At 41.1% G+C, this 21,917-nt stretch carries 23 protein-coding genes and 5 tRNA genes; 21 read left to right on the plus strand and 7 right to left on the minus strand.

What is annotated here, in order from left to right; translation table 11 throughout:
- Positions 1-91 precede the first annotated feature (91 nt).
- The 9 genes from AS005_RS05315 (at position 92) to AS005_RS05355 (ending at position 10,042) form a co-directional block, all read left to right on the plus strand.
- Positions 92-1,060, plus strand: a complete 969-nt coding sequence (locus AS005_RS05315) for a TRAP transporter substrate-binding protein (protein ID WP_233186255.1) — start codon at positions 92-94, stop codon at positions 1,058-1,060.
- A 75-nt stretch (positions 1,061-1,135) separates the two neighbouring features.
- On the plus strand, positions 1,136-1,615 hold the full coding sequence (locus AS005_RS05320; RefSeq protein WP_101510668.1) for a TRAP transporter small permease: 480 nt from the start codon (positions 1,136-1,138) through the stop codon (positions 1,613-1,615).
- The gene (locus AS005_RS05325) at positions 1,612-3,006 is read left to right on the plus strand and encodes a TRAP transporter large permease (protein WP_101510669.1); all 1,395 of its coding nucleotides are present in this window, start codon (positions 1,612-1,614) and stop codon (positions 3,004-3,006) included. The genes AS005_RS05320 and AS005_RS05325 overlap by 4 nt, the downstream gene beginning before the upstream one ends.
- A gap of 49 nt (positions 3,007-3,055) precedes the next feature.
- On the plus strand, positions 3,056-4,465 hold the full coding sequence (gene gndA, locus AS005_RS05330) for an NADP-dependent phosphogluconate dehydrogenase (RefSeq protein ID WP_101510670.1): 1,410 nt from the start codon (positions 3,056-3,058) through the stop codon (positions 4,463-4,465).
- Positions 4,462-5,106, plus strand: coding sequence for a GntR family transcriptional regulator (locus AS005_RS05335; protein ID WP_101510671.1), 645 nt, complete (start codon positions 4,462-4,464; stop codon positions 5,104-5,106). The genes gndA and AS005_RS05335 overlap by 4 nt, the downstream gene beginning before the upstream one ends.
- A gap of 4 nt (positions 5,107-5,110) precedes the next feature.
- Positions 5,111-6,559: a tagaturonate epimerase family protein gene (locus tag AS005_RS05340; protein WP_101511006.1), complete on the plus strand. Its 1,449-nt coding sequence runs from the start codon at positions 5,111-5,113 to the stop codon at positions 6,557-6,559.
- A 1-nt stretch (position 6,560) separates the two neighbouring features.
- Complete coding sequence (locus tag AS005_RS05345; RefSeq protein ID WP_101510672.1) at positions 6,561-7,319, plus strand: SDR family oxidoreductase; 759 nt, start codon at positions 6,561-6,563, stop codon at positions 7,317-7,319.
- 12 nt (positions 7,320-7,331) lie between these two features.
- The gene (locus AS005_RS05350) at positions 7,332-8,615 is read left to right on the plus strand and encodes a lactate racemase domain-containing protein (protein WP_101510673.1); all 1,284 of its coding nucleotides are present in this window, start codon (positions 7,332-7,334) and stop codon (positions 8,613-8,615) included.
- Positions 8,612-10,042, plus strand: coding sequence for a gluconokinase (locus tag AS005_RS05355; RefSeq protein WP_101510674.1), 1,431 nt, complete (start codon positions 8,612-8,614; stop codon positions 10,040-10,042). Before AS005_RS05350 ends, AS005_RS05355 begins: the two co-directional genes overlap by 4 nt.
- On the opposite strand, the gene AS005_RS05360 is transcribed toward AS005_RS05355, so the two are convergent.
- The 7 genes from AS005_RS05360 to AS005_RS08800 form a co-directional block, all read right to left on the minus strand.
- On the minus strand, positions 10,030-11,406 hold the full coding sequence (locus AS005_RS05360; RefSeq protein WP_101510675.1) for an aspartate ammonia-lyase: 1,377 nt from the start codon (positions 11,404-11,406) through the stop codon (positions 10,030-10,032). The genes AS005_RS05355 and AS005_RS05360 overlap by 13 nt on opposite strands.
- Positions 11,403-12,617: a [FeFe] hydrogenase H-cluster maturation GTPase HydF gene (gene hydF, locus AS005_RS05365; protein WP_101510676.1), complete on the minus strand. Its 1,215-nt coding sequence runs from the start codon at positions 12,615-12,617 to the stop codon at positions 11,403-11,405. Before hydF ends, AS005_RS05360 begins: the two co-directional genes overlap by 4 nt.
- Before the next feature lie 118 nt (positions 12,618-12,735).
- Positions 12,736-13,251, minus strand: coding sequence for a 5-(carboxyamino)imidazole ribonucleotide mutase (gene purE, locus AS005_RS05370; RefSeq protein ID WP_101510677.1), 516 nt, complete (start codon positions 13,249-13,251; stop codon positions 12,736-12,738).
- On the minus strand, positions 13,239-14,381 hold the full coding sequence (purK, locus tag AS005_RS05375; protein ID WP_101510678.1) for a 5-(carboxyamino)imidazole ribonucleotide synthase: 1,143 nt from the start codon (positions 14,379-14,381) through the stop codon (positions 13,239-13,241). The genes purE and purK overlap by 13 nt, the downstream gene beginning before the upstream one ends.
- Positions 14,382-14,394: 13 nt before the next feature.
- Positions 14,395-16,533 (minus strand): outer membrane protein assembly factor, encoded by a 2,139-nt coding sequence (locus AS005_RS05380; RefSeq protein ID WP_101510679.1) that lies wholly within the window; start codon positions 16,531-16,533, stop codon positions 14,395-14,397.
- Positions 16,530-17,192: an FAD-dependent thymidylate synthase gene (gene thyX / locus AS005_RS05385; RefSeq protein ID WP_101510680.1), complete on the minus strand. Its 663-nt coding sequence runs from the start codon at positions 17,190-17,192 to the stop codon at positions 16,530-16,532. Before thyX ends, AS005_RS05380 begins: the two co-directional genes overlap by 4 nt.
- Positions 17,193-17,306: 114 nt before the next feature.
- Positions 17,307-17,459 (minus strand): hypothetical protein, encoded by a 153-nt coding sequence (locus AS005_RS08800; protein ID WP_158241061.1) that lies wholly within the window; start codon positions 17,457-17,459, stop codon positions 17,307-17,309.
- Positions 17,460-17,515: 56 nt separating this feature from the next.
- Here AS005_RS08800 and AS005_RS05390 point away from each other — a divergent pair.
- From AS005_RS05390 to rplL, 12 genes are all read left to right on the plus strand, one after another.
- Positions 17,516-17,591: transfer RNA gene (locus tag AS005_RS05390), tRNA-Met, on the plus strand.
- Between the two features lie 120 nt (positions 17,592-17,711).
- Positions 17,712-17,784: transfer RNA gene (locus tag AS005_RS05395), tRNA-Met, on the plus strand.
- A 31-nt stretch (positions 17,785-17,815) separates the two neighbouring features.
- Positions 17,816-17,891: transfer RNA gene (locus AS005_RS05400), tRNA-Thr, on the plus strand.
- Between the two features lie 14 nt (positions 17,892-17,905).
- Positions 17,906-17,992: transfer RNA gene (locus tag AS005_RS05405), tRNA-Tyr, on the plus strand.
- 28 nt (positions 17,993-18,020) lie between these two features.
- The gene (rpmG, locus tag AS005_RS05410; protein ID WP_101510681.1) at positions 18,021-18,170 is read left to right on the plus strand and encodes a 50S ribosomal protein L33; all 150 of its coding nucleotides are present in this window, start codon (positions 18,021-18,023) and stop codon (positions 18,168-18,170) included.
- Between the two features lie 4 nt (positions 18,171-18,174).
- Positions 18,175-18,250, plus strand: a tRNA-Trp gene (locus tag AS005_RS05415).
- 26 nt (positions 18,251-18,276) lie between these two features.
- Entirely contained in the window at positions 18,277-18,474 is a 198-nt protein-coding gene (secE, locus tag AS005_RS05420) for a preprotein translocase subunit SecE (protein WP_101510682.1), read from the plus strand.
- 12 nt (positions 18,475-18,486) lie between these two features.
- Positions 18,487-19,548: a transcription termination/antitermination NusG family protein gene (locus AS005_RS05425; protein WP_101510683.1), complete on the plus strand. Its 1,062-nt coding sequence runs from the start codon at positions 18,487-18,489 to the stop codon at positions 19,546-19,548.
- 48 nt (positions 19,549-19,596) lie between these two features.
- Entirely contained in the window at positions 19,597-20,022 is a 426-nt protein-coding gene (rplK, locus tag AS005_RS05430) for a 50S ribosomal protein L11 (RefSeq protein ID WP_101510684.1), read from the plus strand.
- Between the two features lie 24 nt (positions 20,023-20,046).
- Positions 20,047-20,748: a 50S ribosomal protein L1 gene (gene rplA / locus AS005_RS05435; protein ID WP_101510685.1), complete on the plus strand. Its 702-nt coding sequence runs from the start codon at positions 20,047-20,049 to the stop codon at positions 20,746-20,748.
- 142 nt (positions 20,749-20,890) lie between these two features.
- A complete protein-coding gene (gene rplJ, locus AS005_RS05440) occupies positions 20,891-21,430 on the plus strand; it encodes a 50S ribosomal protein L10 (protein WP_101510686.1) in 540 nt (179 codons plus the stop codon).
- A 16-nt stretch (positions 21,431-21,446) separates the two neighbouring features.
- Positions 21,447-21,833, plus strand: coding sequence for a 50S ribosomal protein L7/L12 (rplL, locus tag AS005_RS05445; RefSeq protein ID WP_199203855.1), 387 nt, complete (start codon positions 21,447-21,449; stop codon positions 21,831-21,833).
- The last annotated feature ends 84 nt before the right edge of the window (positions 21,834-21,917 follow it).

Raw genomic sequence — 21,917 nt, forward strand, 5'->3', positions numbered from 1 at the left:
AAAGTGTATATTCTTGAATATAATGCATCTTTTTCGATATAATATATCTGGTGTGATATGTCACATATCTTAGTCCAAGGGGGTGTTTATTGTGAAGAAGTTCGTGTTCGTTTCAATCTTGTTGATGGTCCTGATGTTTTTCTCAACATTCATTCTTGCCGATCCAATTATTTTGAAAGCAGCTGACGACCATGCAGAGGGTTATCCCACAGTGGAAGCGCTGAAAGTTATGGGAAAAGTTATAGAGATAATGACCAATGGAAAGTACAAGGTAGAGGTTTATCCCAGCGCCCAGCTTGGTTCTGAGAAAGAAACGATAGAACAAACGATACTTGGTGCAATCGATATCAACAGAGTTTCTGTTTCACCTCTAGTTGCTTTCTACGAACCTATAGGTGTTCTTACCATGCCCTATTTGTTCAGAGATTCGGAGCATATGTGGAAAGTCTTGGAGGGACCAATCGGTGAAGAACTCTTGAAAGGTCTTGAGAAAGTAGGTCTTGTTGGTCTTTGTTACTATGATGCGGGTGCCAGAAGCTTTTATACAGTGAAAAAGCCTATACTCAAACCTGAAGATCTCAAGGGGCTGAAAATAAGAGTACAGAAGAATCCTGTCATGATTGAACTTATGAAAGTGCTGGGAGCATCTCCCGTTCCAATGGCATTTGAAGAAGTGTATACCGCACTTCAAACAGGTGTCATTGACGGTGCAGAAAACAACCCGCCAAGCTATTATGAAACAAGACATTTCGAAGTAGCTCCGTACTACAGTTTGGATGGTCATACAAGGATACCAGAAGTGGTCCTCGTTTCAAAAGTTCTTTGGGATAAATTGACACCAGAAGAAAAATTGATTTTCAAAACGGCTGCTATAGCATCAGTTGAGTATGAAAAGTTGCTCTGGAAACAGTGGGAAGAGGAAGCACTTAAAGCTGTTCAGGAAGGTGGTGCGAAAATATTCTATCCAGATGTTTCGTTGTTCCAAAAAGCAGTCCAGCCTCTTTATGACAAATATCCGCAGTACAAAGAATTGATAGAGAAAATACAAGCTGTGAAATGATATCCTTGTTTATCACAAGGTAATCCGGGGGAAAGAACCCCCGGATTACTATAATAAACGAGGGAGGAAATAATAATGAAGATACTAGACAAAATATCAAAACTTGTAGAAAAAGTGATAATTTACTTTGCTGTTATAGGCCTCGCTGCAATGTTAGTAATTATTTTTTATCAAGTTATCGCAAGGTATGTATTCAACAATCCTCCATCATGGTCAGAAGAAATATCGCTTCTTATTATGATTTGGATTTCTTTACTCGGAGCAGGGGTTGGCGTTCGAAGTGGCATTCATATGAAGGTGGAGCTTTTTACGAATTTGCTTCCGGAATGGTTTAAAAAAACCTTGGAATTTATTGTCTTGATTTTGATAGGGAGTTTTGGATACGTAATGGCGAAATATAGTTATATTCTTTCAGTGAGGTTACCTAATAGAATGCCGGCAACCGGAATTCCCGTTTGGTGGATGTATCTTCCTGCGATGGTAAGTGGGATACTAATAATATTCAGTGTTTTTATAAGAATAACAGTGGATGTTTTCGGGAGGAGAAGAAAATGAAAATACGAATTCCTACCATTTTGACTTTAATATCCATCTTTGTACTAGCATTTATTTTTGTCTCATTCTTTTTGAGATTACCTTTTGTTCAAAACGTTTCTAGAGAAACAGCGGGAACTGCCGTATTGCTTTCGACATTTTTCTTAACGATGATGGTAGGAATGCCTATATCTTTTTCCCTCGGATTGTCGGCATTCCTAACCGCATACTATTTAGGAATACCGGTAATGATAGTGTTTCAAAGAATGAGCGCAGGAATAAATGCATTTTCGCTTATAGCAATACCATTCTTTATACTTGCTGGTCAAATAATGGCCGATGGTGGAATAGCAGAGAAAATAGTTGAATTTTCGAAAATACTCGTTGGAAGAATCAGAGGCGGTCTTGCTATGACGAACATTGTAGCAAGTATGTTTTTTGGGGGAGTATCTGGATCTTCAGTTGCAGATACCTCCTCAATAGGGGCATTATTGATTCCTATGATGGTAAAGGAAGGTTACGATAGAGAATTTTCGGTTGCAGTTACCGTAACTTCTTCAACACAAGGAATCATCATTCCCCCAAGTCATAACATGATAATTTATTCCCTCGCTGCAGGTGGTGTTTCTATAGGCGCACTGTTCATGGCAGGTTACATTCCAGGAATAATGGTTGGAGTGTCGCAAATGATAGTTGCTTACTTTATAGCTAGAAAACGAAATTATCCTAAAGCCGGAAAGGTGGGATTCAAAGAGGCACTGAAAATAACGAGGGATTCGATCTTAGGATTAATGGCAGCTTTGATAATAATTCTGGGAATAGCATTTGGAGTGTTTACGGCAACAGAAGCTTCTGTTATAGCTGCAGTTTATGCATTGATAATAACTGTTTTTGTTTATAGAACTATGAACTTTAGGAAAATAATAACAGTTTTCAAAAATGCATCCATAACGATTGCCATGGTTTTGTTTTTGATAGCGAATGCATCTGCTTTTGGATATCTGATGGCTTATTTGAGAATACCTCATACGATTGCACAAATGCTTTTGAGTGTGACAACTAACAAGTATCTTTTAATGTTGTTGATAAACTTAACCTTATTACTTCTTGGAATGATAATGGATATGGCTCCTCTGATCTTAATAACCACACCAATATTTCTACCTATTGTTACAAAGCTTGGTTGGTCACCGATCCAATTTGGAATCATAATGTTGCTGAATTTATCTATAGGACTTTGCACTCCACCAGTTGGGAACACATTGTTTGTTGGTTGTGCAATAGGGAAAACGACCATAGAAAAAACGGTGAAAGCCATGTGGCCATTTTATATTTCCATGATAATCGTTCTTTTATTAGTTACTTACGTTCCATGGTTTACAATGTTTTTGGGAAGCAAATTTATGAAATAGTGTTTCTGGAGCACTATGCTCGTTTTGTTTTTATAAGGGGGTGGTGTTCTTGAAATCACACATCGGTCTCATAGGACTTGCAGTGATGGGACAAAATCTTGCCTTGAACATCGCAAGGAAAGGTTATAAAGTATCTGTTTATAATAGGACAGCGCAAAGAACAGAAATGTTTGTGAAAAATCGCGTTAGAAACGAGGAAATAGAAGCTCATTACGACATCAAAAAATTTGTTGAGTCTCTCGAAAAGCCACGAAAAATCATTTTGATGGTAAAGGCAGGGAAACCTGTTGATGACACTATCTCACAGTTGTTACCGTATCTGGAACCGGGGGACCTGATAATAGATGGGGGGAACTCTCATTACATGGATACAGAAAGAAGATACGAGGAGCTCTCGAAGAAAGGGATTCTCTTTCTTGGAATGGGAGTTTCTGGTGGTGAACGCGGAGCCCTTCATGGGCCTTCTTTGATGCCTGGTGGGAGCAAAGAGGCCTACGCATTGGTCGAAGAGATCCTTCTCAAGATCGCTGCTAAAACGGATGATGGACCTTGTTGCACCTACGTTGGAGAAAGATCAGCAGGCCATTTTGTGAAAATGGTCCACAATGGAATAGAGTACACCATCATGCAAGCAATCGCGGAGATCTATCATATTATGAGGGATGTGATGAAACTTGTTCCTGAAGAAATGTCGCAGATTTTCGAAGAGTGGAACAAAGGGGAACTCAACTCATTTCTCATAGAGATAACTTACAAAATTTTGAGAAAGAAAGATGAAGAAACGGGAAGGCCGATGGTTGATGTGATCTTGGACAAGGCGGAGCAGAAAGGAACTGGGAAATGGACATCACAAGCAGCTCTAGATCTTGGAATTCCTACTCCCTCGATAAATCTTGCCGTGGTTGAAAGAATCATTTCTCATTTCAAAAATGAAAGAGTCAAACTTTCGAAATTGTATAATAAAAAAAGAAACACCGTTCAAAAAAGTGACAATCTGATAAAGGATCTTGAAAATGCTCTCTTCTTTGCCATGTTGGCAGCTTTTTCTCAGGGGATGTGGTTAATAGCGGAGGCATCAGAGGAATTCAACTATAACATCGATCTTCCAGAAGTTCTAAGAATTTGGAAAGGTGGATGTATCATCAGAGCGAGATTGATAGATACGATAAGAAAGCATGTATCTTATAACAACGCGTATTTGTTGGGAAGCAAAGAAATGATTTCTTTGTTAGAAGATCGTCTAGATTCTTTGAAAAGAGTTCTAAGAATGGCCGTAGATAATGAGATCCCCGTACCTGCTATGAGCTCCGCTTACAATTACTTCATGAGTATGACCGAAGAAAAGCTCCCGGCAAATCTCATACAAGCTCAGCGAGATTTCTTTGGAGCACATATGTTTCAAAGAATCGACAAAGAAGGAGTATTTCACATCGATTGGGAGGAAGGAGAGATAGTATGAAAAAAATAGAAGTGGATCTTGTAAGAACGAAAGTATACAATCTTTTGAAAGAAATGATCTTGAATCACGAGTTAAGATTGGGAGAAAAGCTCAACGTAAGAGAACTCTCCGAAAAACTCGGGATAAGTTTTACGCCGGTGAGGGATGCCCTTCTTCAGCTTTCTTCGGAAGGTCTTGTGAGAGTGGTTCCAAGGGTCGGCTTTTTTGTCACCGAAGTTGATGAAAAATTCATAATGGAAACCATAGAAACGAGACTCATGATGGAAGTTTTTTGCCTTGATAACTATTTTGAAAGGATAGCATCTTCAGAAGAAATCAGAACGATAAAGGAAGAGATAGAAGAAGTAGAAAGGAGTTCAAGAAGAGATCTTTTCGATGATTCCGATAAAAGGCTTCACAAGCTTTTCATAAGAGCTTCGAAGAACGAGCTAATAATTTCTCTTTACGAGAAGATCTGGGATCGAATAGATCTTGTGAGACACCTCAATGAAAGGTACACCGTTTCAAACGAGGAACATAAAGAACTCGTTCAGAAAATCCTTCAAGGAGACAAAGAAGGGGCTATCGATAAACTGAAAGAACATCTAAAGAACGTTGAGCGGGAAACCTTGAGGAATCTGTACCTTTATGAGAAAGGGTGAGAATATGGTTTTGAAAGCCTTCAGAGAGCATTTTGGAAGAGGTTATGAAGTTTATGAAAAATCGTATAGAGAAAAATCCGGTTTTTCCTTCTTCCTGGCGAAAGGAGAGGAAGGAAAATTGCTCATCGTTGCTGGTGAAAAAGCTCCTGAGGGTCTTTCTTTCTTTAAAGAACATAAGATAGAGGATAAAAGATTCTTCTTCTGTAGAAAAAATCACGAAAACCTAGAAGTTTTGAAAACGTACTTTTCCGATTTGAAACCTGTACCTATAGGTTTGAAGCCTTCTTTTGGAACTGGAGACAGACTTGGTATCACCACGCCTGCTCACGTTAGGGCTTTGAAAGATTCTGGGCTCTTTCCTGTGTTTGCACAACAGTCTGTAAGAGAAAACGAAAGGACTGGAAGGAACTGGAGAGATGTTCTGGATGATGCCACCTGGGGTGTTTTCCAAGAAGGCTTCAGTGAAAGTTTTGGGGCAGATGCAGATCACATCAAAAAGGAAGAGGATCTAATTGCTGCAGCGAGAGAGGGGTTCTCAATGTTCACGTTGGATCCTTCGGATCATGTGAGAAACCTTTCCAGACTAGATGAAAAAGAAAAGAATGCGATATTTGAGAACATCCTGAAAAAAGAGCGTCTGGACAAGATCTACCTTGGAAAAAAATACACCGTAGTGAAAGAAAAAGTCGAATTCGATGAAAAAAACTTAAGAGATGCTGCTTTGGTTTATTACGATGCAGTGGTATATGTGAGCATGATGTATCAAATATTGAAGGACGAAATTTCCGATTTTGATTTGGAGGTTTCCGTAGATGAAACTGAAACACCTACAAGTCCTTTGTTTCATATTTTCGTGGTTGAGGAGCTGAGGCGGAAAAAAGTTGAGTTTACAAACCTTGCTCTTAGGTTCATTGGCGAGTGGGAAAAAGGAGTGGACTACAAAGGAGATCTTGCATTGTTCGAAAAAGAGATAAAGATGCATGCGGAGATTTCTAGAATGTTTGGTGGATACAAATTATCCCTTCATTCTGGCAGCGACAAATTCTCTGTGTATCCTATCTTTTCTGCAGCAACTGATGGTCTCTTTCATGTGAAAACAGCTGGTACGAGTTATTTGGAAGCTATAAAAACTGTTTCCATTGTGAAACCTTCATTGTTCCGTGAGATATTCAAATGTGCCGTTAATCATTTCGAAGAAGACAGGAAGTCCTATCACATTTCAGCTGATCTTTCAAAAGCTCCTGATATCGATGAAGTGAAGGATGAAGATCTCCCGAAACTTTTTGAAGATAGCAATGTGAGACAGATACTTCACGTCACTTACGGTTCAGTTCTTCGTGATATATCTTTGAAAAAAGCGCTGTTCGAAACACTCGAACAGAATGAAGAACTCTTCTACGAAATAGTTGCCAACCATATTAAAAAGCATGTAACTCTTTTGGGAGGTAATTGAAGTGTTCGATTTGAAAGGAAGAACGGCACTCATAACGGGGGGATCTCGAGGATTGGGATTTGGAATCGCTCAAGGTTTGGCAGAAGCAGGGAGTACTGTTTTGTTAGTGAGCAGAAATTTTCAGGAAGCAGTGGAAGCCGCTCAAAGAATATCGAAGGAATACAAAGTAATCGCGAAAGCTTACGAGTGTGATGTTTCTAAATACGAGGATGTGAAAAAATTGATAGAAATCGTTGAAGAGGAGTTTGGGAAACTAGATACTGTGGTCAACGCGGCAGGAATAAACAAACGATATCCAGCGGAAAAGTTTCCGATAGAGGAATTCGAACGAGTGATAGCTGTGAACCTTTTGGGAACTTATTACGTGTGTAAAGAAACTTTCAAACTACTCAGAAAATCCGATAATCCTTCGATAATAAACATAGGTTCTCTCACCGTTGAAGAGGTTACTATGCCAAACATAGCTGCTTATGCGGCATCGAAAGGAGGAGTGGCCTCGTTGACAAAAGCTCTCGCGAAAGAATGGGGAAAGTACGGAATACGAGTGAATGCCATTGCTCCCGGGTGGTACAAAACAAAAATGACAGAGCAAGTATTCAACGATCCGGAGAAAGTAGAGTACATGCTGAAGAGAATACCGTTGGGAAGAACGGGCGTTCCCGAAGATTTGAAGGGTGTTGCCGTCTTTCTTGCCTCAGAAGAGTCTAGGTATATAACGGGACAAATCATATTTGTCGACGGTGGTTGGACTGCAAATTGAAGGGGTGAGAGTGTGACTGTGTATTTAGAAGGTGAACCTCTTACGGAAGAAAAAATAACGGAAGGTTTAGTAAAGCTTGTTGAGGATTTAGGAAAAATCAAAAGGGTTCTGGTTATCCATACCGATTATACAAGAGTAGATTTCACGAACCTGATAGCTAGAAATCTGTACAAGTTGCTCCTCGAGAAAGGAATAGAAGAATTTCATACACTCAATGCGAGTGGTACACACAGAGCAATGACAGTTGAGGAGTTCGAAAAAAAGCTGGGAATATCCAAATACGAGAGAGGAGTTTTCTTTCACAACCACGAGTTCTTCAATCCAGAAGCATTGGAATTCGTTGGATCTCTTTCACCAGATTTTGTTTCGGAGATGACAGAAGGAGATTTGGAGGAAGAAATACCTGTAAAGGTGAATAAGATGCTTTTTGAGGATTTCGATGTGATCTTTTTCATCAATGGGACGGTTCCACACGAATCTACAGGATTTTCTGGAGGATTGAAGATAGTCATACCTGGAATCGCGAGTCCCGAGGTGGTTGACACCTTTCATTGGGCTGCAGTTCTCATAGGGATCCCAAGGTTGATAGGGACGGTAGACAACCCGGCGAGGAAAATAATAAATCGTGCATCTGAATTGGTTTTTCAAAAGATAAAAATCAGGTCTTTCACCCTGAATATGGTGTACGAGGAAGAAGAAGAAGTGATTCCCAGAGCACTTTACATTGACGAAGGATATGAAGGATTTCTGAGGGCTTATGAGAAGGCATGTGAACTCAGCGCAAAGCTTCACGTGAAATACTTGGATCGTTCTCTCAAAAGAGCAGTTCAGGTGATAGGTGAAGAATACGACGAAGTGTGGACAGCCGGTAAGGGTTCCTACAAGCTTCAAAGACCTGGAGTGATGGCCAAAGGCGGACAAATCATAATTTACGCTCCTCATATCAAGAAGTTCCACTCCAATCCACAGATGGACAAATGGATCAGGGAGATCGGATACCATTGTAAAGATTACGTAAAATGGTACTTGAAGAAACATCCTGATTTCAACAAAAACGTTGCGGCACATGTGATCAACGTTAGAGGAGCAGGCGTGTTCGATCCCGAAACGGGAAAAGAGGATTTTGAATTCGATGTGATACTTGCAACATCCATCCCTGAAGATGAATGTAAAGCAGTGAATTTAGGATATATGGATCCTTCGAAAATAAGGAAAGAAGACTTTATGGATGAGTATTCTCTTTGGATAGAGCCGGGTGGGAAGTACCTTTACGACTTGAAGGAGAGGAGAAGATGATCGTTGCTATCGATATAGGAACAGAGAGCGCACGCCTTCTCTTTGAACGTAATGGTAATTGGGAAATCTTGAAAGAATCTTATAAAATTTTCTTTCCTTCACCTGAAGCAGTAGAACAAAATCCCAACGAAATACTGTCCGCTACTCTTAAGCTTCTGGAGCGGGTTCCAAAAGAGGACGATGTTTTGTACGTTGGTTTGAGTTCTGTTTTTCATAGCATACTCGGACTTGATGAAGATTTTGAACCCGTAACCCCTCTTCTCAACTGGGCAGACCGTCGATCTTACAAGGAAAAGGAAGAACTCGAGAAAAGATACGGTGTTCGGTTTTTCTACGAAAAAACTGCATGTCCCCTTCATCCTATGTATTGGCCTTCGAAGATACTTTGGATGAAAAAAAATTCAAAAGCCAAGAGGTTCTGTTCTATAAAGTCTTACATTTTGCAGAAATTGACGGGGGAGTTCGTAGAAGAATTGTCACTTGCTTCCGGCACTGGGATTATGAATATCCACAGTCTCGACTGGGACGATAGTATTCTCGAGATACTCGGTGTGAGTAGAGATGAACTACCGATAATATTGTCACCTTACGGGCGAGTAAGGATGAAGGAAACTATTGCGAAAAAGTTGGGCTTTAAAGATGTTCTCTTTGTTCTCGGTGGTGGCGATGGTGTGATGACGAATGTAGGAGTGAACGCCATGACTTCAGATTCCGCCACCGTAACCATAGGAACAAGTGGAGCATTCCGAGTAGTTTTAGACAAACCCGTCATAGATCGAGAAGGAATCTCGACATGGTGTTATCTGATAGATGAAAAGAGCTACGTTTTAGGAGGTGCAATAAACAATGGAGGAATAGTGCTGATGTGGCTCAAAGATATTATGAAATTTGAAGATTACAATGAGATTGTGAGGACAGCTATGAAATCTCCTATTGGAGCGAATGGATTAATTTTCTTGCCTTTTCTCAATGGAGAACGAGCTCCTCACTGGCGTGAAAGGTACCGTGGAGTTCTAGTGGGTTTATCTTCATCACACAAAAGATGTGACATAGCTCGATCAGCACTCGAGGGAATTTGTTTCAGAATAAAAGATATATACAACGCAGTAACGAAAGTAGGAAAAGTTGAGCCAAAGAGAATCGTTGCCACAGGTGGTTTCACTTCCGCACCAGAATGGGTTCAACTTCTGGCGAATATCTTAGGGAAAGATATCGTGGTGACGAACATAAATAATCCATCAGCCTTCGGAGCGTATGTTATGGCTTTGAAATCTTTCGGAGAAAACGTCGAGGACTTTTTGGCGAATCATCTTAAGGTGAGAAAAGTTTTCAAGGTAGAAACAGAAGTAAACAATAGGTACGATGAGCTTTACAAGGAGTATCAGTACCTTTACGAAAAGCTCGTAGATTATTTTTACAAGGAATAACCAAGTCCGGTCATCTTTTTCAAATTGAGCTTCTTTAGAATTTCTTCGATCGGGATGTTTTTTTCTTTGGAAAGCATCTTCAAAGCTTCTTGAATGTTCCAATTTGCCTTTTTTATAGCTTTGGAAACAGAATCATACCCAAAGATATTTATTAAAGGTGTGAGGTTCGAAATTGACCTTAAAAGATTCTCTTCACAACGTTTTTTGTTCGCCTCTATTTTAACTATGTAACTCGCCAAAGCCTTGCAAGAATTGGTCAGAAAGGACAGAGATTTTAAAGTGAGATGGACTATGAGAGGTGCGAATTGGTTGAGTTCGAGATTTCCAAGAGCGCACGCGTGATTCAAAACAGCATCGTTTCCAAATACCGAGTGACAAAGCTGCATCACGTACTCTGGTACAACGGGATTTACTTTTCCAGGCATGATCGAACTCCCTGCTTGTACTGCGGGTAGGAGGAGTTCTCCTATAGCGGTATTTGGACCACTTCCCAGAAGCCTTATATCATTCGCTATCTTGTACAAGTTGACGGCGAGAGATTTGAGTAGACCATGTACTTCCGCAAAGACATCCCAATTTTGTGTGGCATCTATCAGATTCTCTGCCTTAGCAATTTTCACTCCTGTTACTTCTCTGACCTTTTCTGCGATCTTCAAGATGTAGTCCTTCGGTGCGCCAACGCCTGTTCCTATAGCAGTACCTCCTATGTTCACGCTCCTGATCCTTTCTTCAACCTTATGGAGCCGCCATCTGTCTCTCGCCAAAGCATCTGCGAATGCTCCAAATTCTTGACCCAACATGATGGGAGGACCATCCATAAGTTGGGTTCTTCCAGGTTTTCTGATAGTGTAGAATTCTTTTTCTTTTCCTTGGATTTTCTCCTGAAGTTTTATCACTTCGTCTATGAGTTTTCTCAGCTTTACGATGACTGCAATCTTGGCACTCGTTGGAAAGGTATCATTTGTGGACTGATGCAGGTTTACATGCATCAGAGGATCGACAATGTACTCTCCTTTTTTCCCCCCCAAGATCTCGGTTGCTTTGTTTGCGATTACTTCATTTATGTTCATATTTACCGACGTTCCTGCACCACCAGCGAGTGGATCCACTACTATGTAGTCTTTCAAAGTTTCCCACTCGTCGCATGCCTGAACGATAGCTTTCCCTACCCTTTCTTCCAGATAACCTAATTCCATGTTTAGGAGGGCACACGCCTTTTTCACCATGAAATAGGCCCAAATGAATTCTCTATCTATCTTTTCACCCGTTGAAGGGAAATTCATCAAGGCTCTTTTCGTGTGAATTCCGTAGTAGACGTCTTCTTCTATTTCGAGTTCTCCAAGGTAGTCTCTTTCTTTTCTCATACTTCCACTTCCCGTTTGAATGGACGAATAGCTCTGTCTAAAACCCCGTGTAGGTAAGAGATAGTTACACCGTAATTAGTCATAGGAATACCCAGTCTTTTTGCCATCCTCACCCTTCTCATCATCGACGTGCGATTCAAAACGCATCCTCCACAGTGGATAATCAATTCCGCGCCTTCAAGTTCTTCAGCATCTGGGAAATCTTTTCCTGCTATTACTTTGAAGTTCAGTTGAGCACCTGTGTGATTCACGAGCCATCTCGGTATTTTGACTCTCCCAATGTCTTCGGTTAAAGGTCTGTGCGTGCAACCTTCCATGATGACCACTGTGTCTCCGTCTTCAAGTTCCTCTATCTTTTTAACGCTTTCGACGAAGTAAGAAAGATCACCACGGTAGCGCGATTCTACAATAGAAAATGTGGTGAGCTCAACATCCTCTGGTATGTCAGATACAACTTTCATCACTGCTTGGGAATCTGTTATCACAAGTTTCGGCTTCATTCCTATATTTTCTAGCGTATATCTGAGTTCTCTTTCCTTCACCACCAGAGCGATTGCTTCTCTGTCCAGAACTTCCCTTATCGCGTGTACCTGGGGCATGATGAGTCTCCCTTTTGGTGCTCCAAGATCTATCGGAACAACCAAGATAACCAAATCGCCACCGTCTATCAAATCGCCAAGATAGGGCAACTCTTCGTCGTTTGGTACGATTTCCGAGAGTACTTTTCCAATGTCCTCGAATCCCTTTCTTTCCAAAGCAGAAACGAGAAGCACTTTCACTCTGTACCGATCTTCATAATTTTTTTTCAGTCTTTCGGCTGTTTCTTTCAGTACGTCTATCTTGTTTATCACAACCACAAAGGGTATTTCCATCTCTTTGAAGAGTTCAGCGACATCATCTTCGTAAGGCGTTGGTTCGCTGTCCGTCACTAGTATTCCGCAATCTGCTCGATAAAATACCCTTCGAGCTTTCTCTACTCTGAGTCGTCCCAGTTCTCCTACATCGTCCAAACCCGGTGTGTCGACCAGTGTAACGGGTCCGAGAGGATACAACTCCATCGATTTGTAGACAGGATCTGTTGTTGTTCCTGCGTGATCGCTCACTATGGATACATTCTGCCCTACAAGTGCGTTCATAAAAGATGATTTTCCAACGTTTCTTCTTCCAGCAACTACTATATACCTTCTGAACCCTGCATCCGGAAGTCTCATACTATCACCCCATAAAAAGAAATCCCCTTCATAAACCGAAGGGGCATGTTCCCCCTCGGTGTCGGAATCCCTTCACCTCAGGTGGAACTCTCTTTCCAAGTTAATTTTATCACAAATCTCAATCTTTTTCTTCAAGATATTTACTGTGACCTAACTCTTCCAATTTTTTCGCCTTTTGTAAGGCTCTTTCTTTCATCTTTTTCTTGTATTCTTTAACCTTTGCAGCCACATCTGGGTATTTGATTCCTAGAATGGATGCCGCGAGGATTCCCGCGTTCTTCGCGTTGTTTATTGCGACAGTGGCAACTGGAACCCCAGCTGGCATTTGAACAATGGAGAAAAGTGAATCCAAGCCGTTCAACGTAGAAGTCTTGACGGGAACTCCTATGACTGGCAAATGTGTGAGACTTGCAACCATTCCAGGAAGATGGGCTGCACCGCCCGCTCCTGCAATGATGACCTCTATACCTCTTTCCTCGGCCGTTTTTGCGTATTCAAACATACGATCCGGAGTTCTGTGAGCGGAGACGATAGTGATTTCATAGTCTATTCCAAATTCTTCTAAAATCTCTGCCGCTGCTTTCATAACGGGAAGATCTGAATCGCTTCCCATGATGATTCCTACTTTCGGCATGATGAAACCTCCTCTGAAACCACTTTTAAAATTTTTTTTGCCCTTAAAGCCTTTTCTAAAGCTGTTTCTACATTATCATCGACTACCGTAAAATGTCCCATTTTTCTAAAGGGTCTAGTCTCTTTTTTTCCATAGAAGTGGAGAGAAAGTCCTTCTATCTCAAGAGCATTCTCGAGCCCAATCAACTTAGGTGTTCCGTGGTAATCTTTTTCCCCAAGAAGGTTGACCATCACAGCAGGAGTGAGGAGTTTTGTTGAACCGAGCGGAAGATTCATTATTGCTCTTATGTGCTGTTCAAATTGGCTTGTGACACACGCTTCTATTGTGTAATGTCCTGAGTTGTGGGGCCGAGGAGCGATTTCGTTCACCAGAATTTCTCCGTTTTTAGTGAGGAACATTTCGATTCCAAAAACGCCAATACCTTCGAAAGCCTCTACAATGGAAGTTGCTATTTCCTTTGTTCTTTTTTCAAATTTTTTTTCAATTCTTGCAGGTGCAATTACTGTATCACAAATATTGGCTTCTTCATCAAAGAACATTTCAACTACTGGATAACATTTAACTTCACCTTTTTTGTTTCTTGCCACCATTACAGCGATTTCTTTCTCTATAGGGACAAACTCCTCAAGGTAGGTTTCGCCCACTAGAGCTTCTTCAATATCTGCTTTGTTCTTTATCACGAATACCCCTCGTCCATCGTAGCCTCCTTTTCTTGCTTTCTGAACGACAGGGAAACTAAACTCTTCGACGTCTTTTTCCAAGTTTGTTACCAACTTGTATCTGGGAACCGGTATACCTTTGGATCTCAAGAATTCCTTTTGGGCGAATTTGTCTTGTATTATCTCCAAGATGTATGGTGAAGGATGGATCTCATAACCTTCATTGTACAATCTTTTCAAGGTTTTGATATCTATGTGTTCGAGATCATAGGTGGTGACGTCGACATTTCTCACCAGTTTTTCTATCTTTTCCGAATCGAAAAAGTTTGCAGTAATCTGTTCATCTGCAACTTGTCCAGCCGGACTTTTTGGAGTAGGATCGAGTATTGTTACATAAAACCCCATCTTCTTCGCTTCAAGACTCATCATTTTCCCCAACTGTCCACCACCTATGATGCCGATCTTTTTCACCTACACACCCTCCTCACCAACTTCCCATGAGAAAGTAAAACTGCCAGTCTTTTTCGTTAAATTTGTAAGCTCCTCCAATTTCAATACTTCCAAAGAGCGGTACGACGAGATCAAGTTTTATTCCTGCAGAGGAGAGGTACCTCATACTTCCTTCTTCCACACCACCGTAATCGAAGAACAATCCTGTAACTACTGGAACGTTTTCTCTCTGTAGAATCCAATTCAAATCTGCTGAAAGTTTGAACATCTTTTTCGTCTCAAAGTAGTTATAACCACGTACCGCGTACTGTCCTGATACTTCAAGAAGTTCAGTTCCAATTTCATTATAAACGACACCGCCTATTCCTCTGAAACTCCAGAAAAGACTTTCGAAGACAGGATAGTACGCTTGTGCTGAAAGAATTGCTTTCCAATATTTCTGCTCATTTAGATTAAGAAGTCCCGCACGAGTTAGATCGAGAGACAAAAAGTAACCTTTTGTTGGAAGTATGGCAGAATTCTTCGTGTTGTACTTGTATTTAAAAAGTGCTGCAAGAGTTCCTTTGCTTTCTTCAGTGAGGAATTTTTCGTAAAGGAATCCTATTCCAAAGGAATGACCCTTGTATGGAAGCGTTGATACCACACTCTTCATGTTGATCGTATCTGTTCCACTTCCAGTAGCGTAGTTCGTATATCCTATCCCAAATTCGATATTCATGGGAATTTCGTACTTAACGGGGATTTTGAAATTTCCTTCAATGCTTCTTTCAGTGAACCCGAGATTTACATCAAGGGAGAAAGATTCCCCGTATCCAAAGGTATTCACCATGGAGACTTTTGCGCTGCCTGAAAAACCTTCCCACCATTCACCTTTTTTGGGCATGGTCCATCCAATACCACCAATAAAATTTCGTGTTTTCTCCGACTCTTTCAGATCGATCACGACATCAACTTGTGTAGCTGTGGTAGAAAACTGTGGGTAGATATTCACTGCGTCAAAATATTCGCTATTCTGCAAATAAGAATAGGTGAGGGAGATTTTTTCTCTGTTCAATGGTTCTCCTTCTTTCACGGCAACCAGATTCTCTACCACGTAAGGTTTTGTTCTTTTTAAACCTTCTATCTTCACCGAACGAACGTATTTTTCATAAACGTTGAAGATGAGTTTGCTGTCTTCCACTCTCGCTTCAACCCAAACGTATGGATAGTTGTTCTTGTTATAAAAATCGACAATCCTATTCATGGCAAGTAGAATTTGAGAGTTCGTGTACTTTTCTTCGGAGGACAAACCGGATGCGTGTAACAATTCTCGATCTGTAAAGATGGTGTTTCCAAGAAAAACGAATTCTTTGAAGACTTTTTCTCCTTCAAAAATTTTCCTTTGAACCACATTAACGACCATGATTACCACATTTTTTTCTTCTATATCTTTTACCGTGGTTTTTTTGAAATCCACGGACGTTTTTTCAGAGAAGAAGGGATAAGTGTTCAAAATGGAAATAAAATTGCTTATTTCTGAATACGTGGGGTAAAAATCTTTTTTGCTCATGGTGAAAAATCTAACTAATGGAGAAGAAGAATAATAATCTCTCAAAGTCTTTATCTTTGCCTTCGACAAGATGGATACTATGTCCAGACCATCTGTTTCACCGTTGAAAACAATATCCCAAAGTGCGTACTCTTTTACGAGAATTTTGTAGATTCCATCTTCAAAGTTTCCGTTTATCTCAACGAGAAAATACCCAGCTTCATTGTATTTGTTCCTAATCGCTTCGAAGCTTTCCTTCAGTGAATTTGTGTTCAAGGGCATGCCTTTTTCAATTTTAACAAGTTTTTCAAGCTCCTTTTTATCGATCAAACCAGGACCTTCTATTTCGAGTTTCCAATCTTCAACCAGGGGGTTTTCTTTCAAACTTACAACCAACTTGTATCCAAGATCTGATGGTTCGAAAGAAGGGGTCAAGCTGGAAAAATAGCCCAAATTGAAGATCTTTTTGAGATAATTTTGAATCTCATTTGATGTGACTTCCCCGAACAATTTTCCCACTTTTTCCGTTATGAACTCTGGCTTGAGTACGTTCAATCCCTCGAATTTAACCTCGGAAATGTAAATGGCCATAACAGAAACACTGAAAATTGTAAAAACGATCAGCGTGAAGAGCTTCCTTTTCATGTTCGTACCTCCCTTAACAAATCTCCTTTATAAGCATGCTTAAGGAAAGCTTCGAAAGTCCAGGGACACTTCTTTTCGAAAATTTTGGCAATGGCCAAGGCGTACTGCTGGATTTCCCATTGAGCATGGGAATCTGCCCTCAAATTTAAGAAGTTCATCAAACTTCTAGCGTTCACGGTCCAATAAAATCGGGTGTAAAGGTTTAAAGGCAACACAATTCTTGCGACTTCTCTTGGAACGCCCTCTTCTAATAGTTCCGTGTACATCTTGTAAGCTTTGTCTACAATTCCTGATATTTTTCTCACTATTTCTTCTGGGGAAACTTTTATATCGTATCCTTCAAAACGTTTTGACGAAGGTATATAAAACTCGTATGAAAGTTTCGAATACCTTCCGCTCAACTCGTTGTAGGAAGCTATCCGATGTCTGAACCACTGTCTGGTAACGAAGATAGGAGCTTTTACATGGAAGGTGAAGACAATGTGTTCAAAAGGGGATTCATGCCCGTGCTTCATAAGGTATTCAACGAGATGCTTGTCTCTTTTTTCATCCTTCAATTCCATGTTGAATGATACACGAGCGGCACGCACAGCGGAAAGATCATTTCCCATCATGTCTATCAATTCGACGAATCCTTTATCCAAAACAGGGAGCTTCATTTGAGACCTCCCTTCCCTTGGTATCATCTGTTACAATACTAACATATAACAATATGAACGTTGAGCATCTGATATTTGAGGGGGAAAAATGAATCAGAAAAGAGGGCCGAGATCTCAGCCCTCTTTTTTTGACATAATATTGACGATGGTTTTTTCGATTTTCTCTCTATCTATCTTGCTACCGTTTTTTAATATCTTCAACGCAGCTTTTATGACGAGTATCCTAGGATATTTCACAAGCATTTCTTTAATGGGGTCCCTTCTCATGTGCATCACACTCCTTGACAAGGTGGTTGTGTTAGAATATAATGTACTACCGGGATGGGCTCGTAGCTCAGTTGGCAGAGCGCCCGGCTCATAACCGGGTGGTCGGGGGTTCGAATCCTCCCGAGCCCACCAGATCCAAAATATAAGGAGAGCTTTGCTCTCCTTATTATTTTAACACATTTTTTATATTCCTCAAGTTAGAATGAGGTTGACAAAGAAAAAGGGTGATAGTAAAATTATTGAACGGTCCTGGGCGGCGTAGCTCAGCGGCGAGAGCGGGTGATTCATAATCACCGTGTCGTGGGTTCGAGTCCCACCGCCGCCATGAAAAACGTGGTCATCGAAAAGACGAATGGGCCAGCGTAGCTCAACCGGTAGAGCGACTGATTTGTAATCAGTAGGTTGTGGGTTCGAGTCCCACCGCTGGCTCCACGACAAACTTCAATGGTGGGGTGCCCGAGTGGCCAAAGGGGGCGGACTGTAAATCCGCTGGCAGAATGCCTTCGGAGGTTCAAATCCTCCCCCCACCACCAGTATCTTTTAAAGGAAGGGTGAAACAACATGCGAGTGTTGGTAGCTTTGAAATGTTCCAAGTGTGGTAACAAGAATTACTACACAACAAAGAACAAGGAAAAAAGAGCAAAGTTGGAGCTTAGAAAATATTGCCCGAAGTGTAATACTCATACTGTTCACACCGAAACAAAAGCGTAATTGCAGGGCCGTAGCTCAATTGGTAGAGCGCCGGTCTCCAAAACCGGTGGTTGCGGGTTCGAGTCCTGCCGGCCCTGCCATTTTTTGAACTGAGGGGGCACAGAAGATGGAAAAGCTTCGAAAATTCTTCAGAGAAGTTATCGCTGAAGGAAAGAAAATTTCTTGGCCCTCCCGAAAGGAGCTCTTTACTTCTTTTAGTGTTGTACTTGTGATATTGGTCGTTACAGGTCTTTATTTTTTTATTCTCGATTTCATCTTTTCGGGAGTCGTGACTGCCATTTTTAAAGCACTTGGAATAGGATAAGGTGGTTGAGGTATGAGGAAAAGATGGTACATAATAATCACCATGTCGGGATATGAAGAAAAAGTTAAGGAAAACATCGAGAGAAAAATAGAGGCTACAGGGATCAGGAATTTTGTCGGTAGGATTGTGATTCCTGAAGAGATAGTTTTAGATGCCACAAGTCCTTCTGAGAGAGTCATTCTCTCCCCCAAAGCCAAATTGCATGTTAACAACGGTAAAGATGTAAACAAGGGTGATCTTATAGCTGAAGAACCGCCTATCTATGTCAGGAGAGCCGGTGTGATTATCGAAGTAAAAAACGTGCGGAAAATCGTGATAGAAACGATGGATAGAAAATATACAAAGACTTACTATATACCAGAATCTTCTGGCATTGAATCGGGATTAAAAGTGGGAACCAAAGTGAAGCAAGGCTTACCCCTTTCCAAAGATGAGGAATATATCTGCGAACTCGATGGAAGAATTGTTGAAATTGAACGAATGAAAAAAGTGGTTGTTCAAACAGCTGACGGAGAGCAGGATGTCTACTACATACCCAAAGATGTCTTTGACAAAAACAAGGTGAAGAAGGGAAAAGAAGTGAAGCAAGGTGAAATGTTGGCAGAAGCTCGGAAGTTCTTTGCGAAAGTTTCAGGTAGGGTAGAAGTGGTTGATTTTCCCACTAGGAAAGAGATCAGAATCTACAAAACGAAGAGACGAAAGTTGTTTCCTGGATACGTTTTCATAGAGATGATCATGAACGACGAAGCTTACAATTTTGTCCGCTCGGTGCCTTACGTGATGGGATTCGTGAGCTCGGGAGGACAACCAATTCCTGTCAAAGACAGAGAGATAAGACCTATTCTCAGATTGGCGGGACTTGAAGAGTACGAAGAAAAGAAGAAACCTGTGAAAGTGGAAATGGGGTTCAAAGTGGGAGATACCGTGAAAATAATAAGTGGACCCTTCGAGGATTTTGCTGGTGTTATAAAGGAAATAGATCCAGAAAGGCAAGAATTGAAAGTCAATGTGACCATTTTCGGAAGGGAAACACCTGTTGTGCTTCACGTTTCAGAAGTTGAGAAAATCGAGTGATAAGTTGTGGGAGGAGTTTTCCGTACCACACAAAGGAGGTTTGTTAGTATGGCTAAGAAGGTAGCAGCCCAGATCAAATTGCAACTGCCTGCAGGGAAAGCTACGCCGGCACCTCCTGTTGGTCCCGCATTGGGGCAGCATGGTGTTAACATCATGGAGTTTTGTAAGAGGTTCAACGCAGAAACGGCAGATAAGGTTGGTATGATACTTCCTGTTGTCATCACTGTGTACGAGGATAAATCGTTCACCTTTATTATCAAGACACCACCCGCTTCTTTCCTTTTAAAAAAGGCTGCCGGCATAGAGAAAGGATCTTCTGAAGCAAAAAGAAAGATAGTGGGAAAGGTTACAAGAAAACAAATCGAAGAAATAGCTAGAATTAAGATGCCAGATTTGAACGCTAACGATCTCGAAGCTGCTGTGAGGATAATAGAAGGAACAGCTAAAAGTATGGGAATTGAAGTGGTGGATTGATGTAAAAGGAAAGGAGGAGGCGCAATGCCGAAGCACTCCAAGAGATATTTGGAAGCAAAAAAAATGGTAGATAGAACTAAATATTACGATCTGGATGAAGCGATAGAACTCGTTAAAAAGACGGCCACCGCGAAGTTTGATGAGACGATAGAACTCCATATACAGACAGGGATAGATTACAGGAGACCGGATCAACACGTAAGGGGAACCATCACTCTTCCTCATGGTACAGGAAAAGAAGTGAAAGTTTTGGTATTTGCCAAGGGTGAAAAAGCAAAAGAAGCTCAAGAAGCCGGTGCAGATTATGTTGGTGCCGAAGATTTGGTGGAGAAGATAGAAAAGGAAGGATTTCTCGACTTCGATGTTGCAATAGCAACACCGGATATGATGAGAGTTATAGGGCGACTTGGAAAGATACTCGGGCCAAGAGGTTTGATGCCGTCCCCAAAATCAGGAACGGTTACCCAAGAAGTGGCAGAGGCTGTTAAAGAATTCAAGAAAGGAAGAATAGAAGTCAGAACTGATAAAACAGGAAACATTCATATACCAGTGGGAAAGAGGAGTTTCGACAATGAGAAACTCAGGGAAAACGTAATTTCCGCTATAAAGCAGATTTTGCAAATGAAACCGGCTGGCGTCAAAGGACAATTTATAAGAAAGACTGTTCTTTCTTCTACAATGGGGCCTGGTATAAAATTGAACCTTCAAAGCATCCTGAAAGAGTAAGAAATTCTTAAATGATATACGAAGACGCCGTAGATGGCAGGGCCGACGGGTTAATAATCCTGCCGGAGGCGTCCCAAAAAGGTCTTGAAACCTTTTTGTGGACCCCTCCGGGGTCCACAAAAATTTTTGGGAGGTGAATCGATTGCTGACTAGACAACAAAAAGAGGCTATTGTAAAAGAGATGAGCGAGGTGTTCAAGCAAGCTTCGTTGATTCTTTTTGCAGATTTTCTCGGGTTTACCGTAGCGGAGCTCACCGAGCTTCGTTCTAAATTGAGAGAAAAGTACGGTGATGGTGCACGATTCAAGGTTGTAAAAAATACTCTTTTGAACTTCTCGCTCAAGAACGCAGGATACGAAGGTTATGAAGAATTTTTGAAAGGGCCCACCGCCGTGCTTTATGTTACAGATGGGGATCCTGTGGAAGCTGTGAAAATCATTTATAATTTTTACAAAGACAAAAAAGTTGATTTTTCAAAGCTAAAGGGCGGATTCCTTGAAGCTAAGAAATTCACTTCGGAAGAAGTAGAAAACATAGCCAAGCTTCCGACCAAAGAAGAACTCTATGCTATGCTCGTTGGTCGCGTACAAGCTCCCATTTCAGGCCTTGTGTTCGTGTTAAGTGGTCTTTTGAGGAATTTGGTACTTGTGCTCAATGCCGTTAAAGAGAAAAAATCTGAATGATTGGAGGTGTTTGAGAATGACGATTGATGAAATCATTGAAGCGATTGAGAAACTCACCGTTTCTGAACTTGCTGAACTCGTTAAAAAGTTGGAGGACAAGTTTGGTGTTACAGCTGCGGCACCTGTAGCAGTTGCTGCTGCTCCAGTTGCTGGAGGTGCTGCTGGAGCCGCTCAAGAAGAAAAAACGGAATTTGATGTCGTTTTGAAGAGCTTTGGCCAGAACAAAGTTCAAGTGATCAAGGTTGTAAGAGAGATCACAGGACTTGGTCTGAAAGAAGCGAAGGATCTTGTTGAGAAAGCCGGAACACCGGATGCTGTTATTAAGAGTGGAGTAGCTAAAGCGGAAGCCGAGGAAATCAAGAAGAAACTCGAAGAAGTCGGCGCAGAAGTGGAATTGAAATAAATTTTCATTTGTGAAAAAAGTATGTTGCAACCCTGTACCGCCTCTTGCCGGTACAGGGTTTTTGTGTTTTAATAAGTAAAGTGC

The organism is Thermotoga sp. KOL6, from assembly GCF_002866025.1.
Taxonomy (GTDB): domain Bacteria; phylum Thermotogota; class Thermotogae; order Thermotogales; family Thermotogaceae; genus Thermotoga.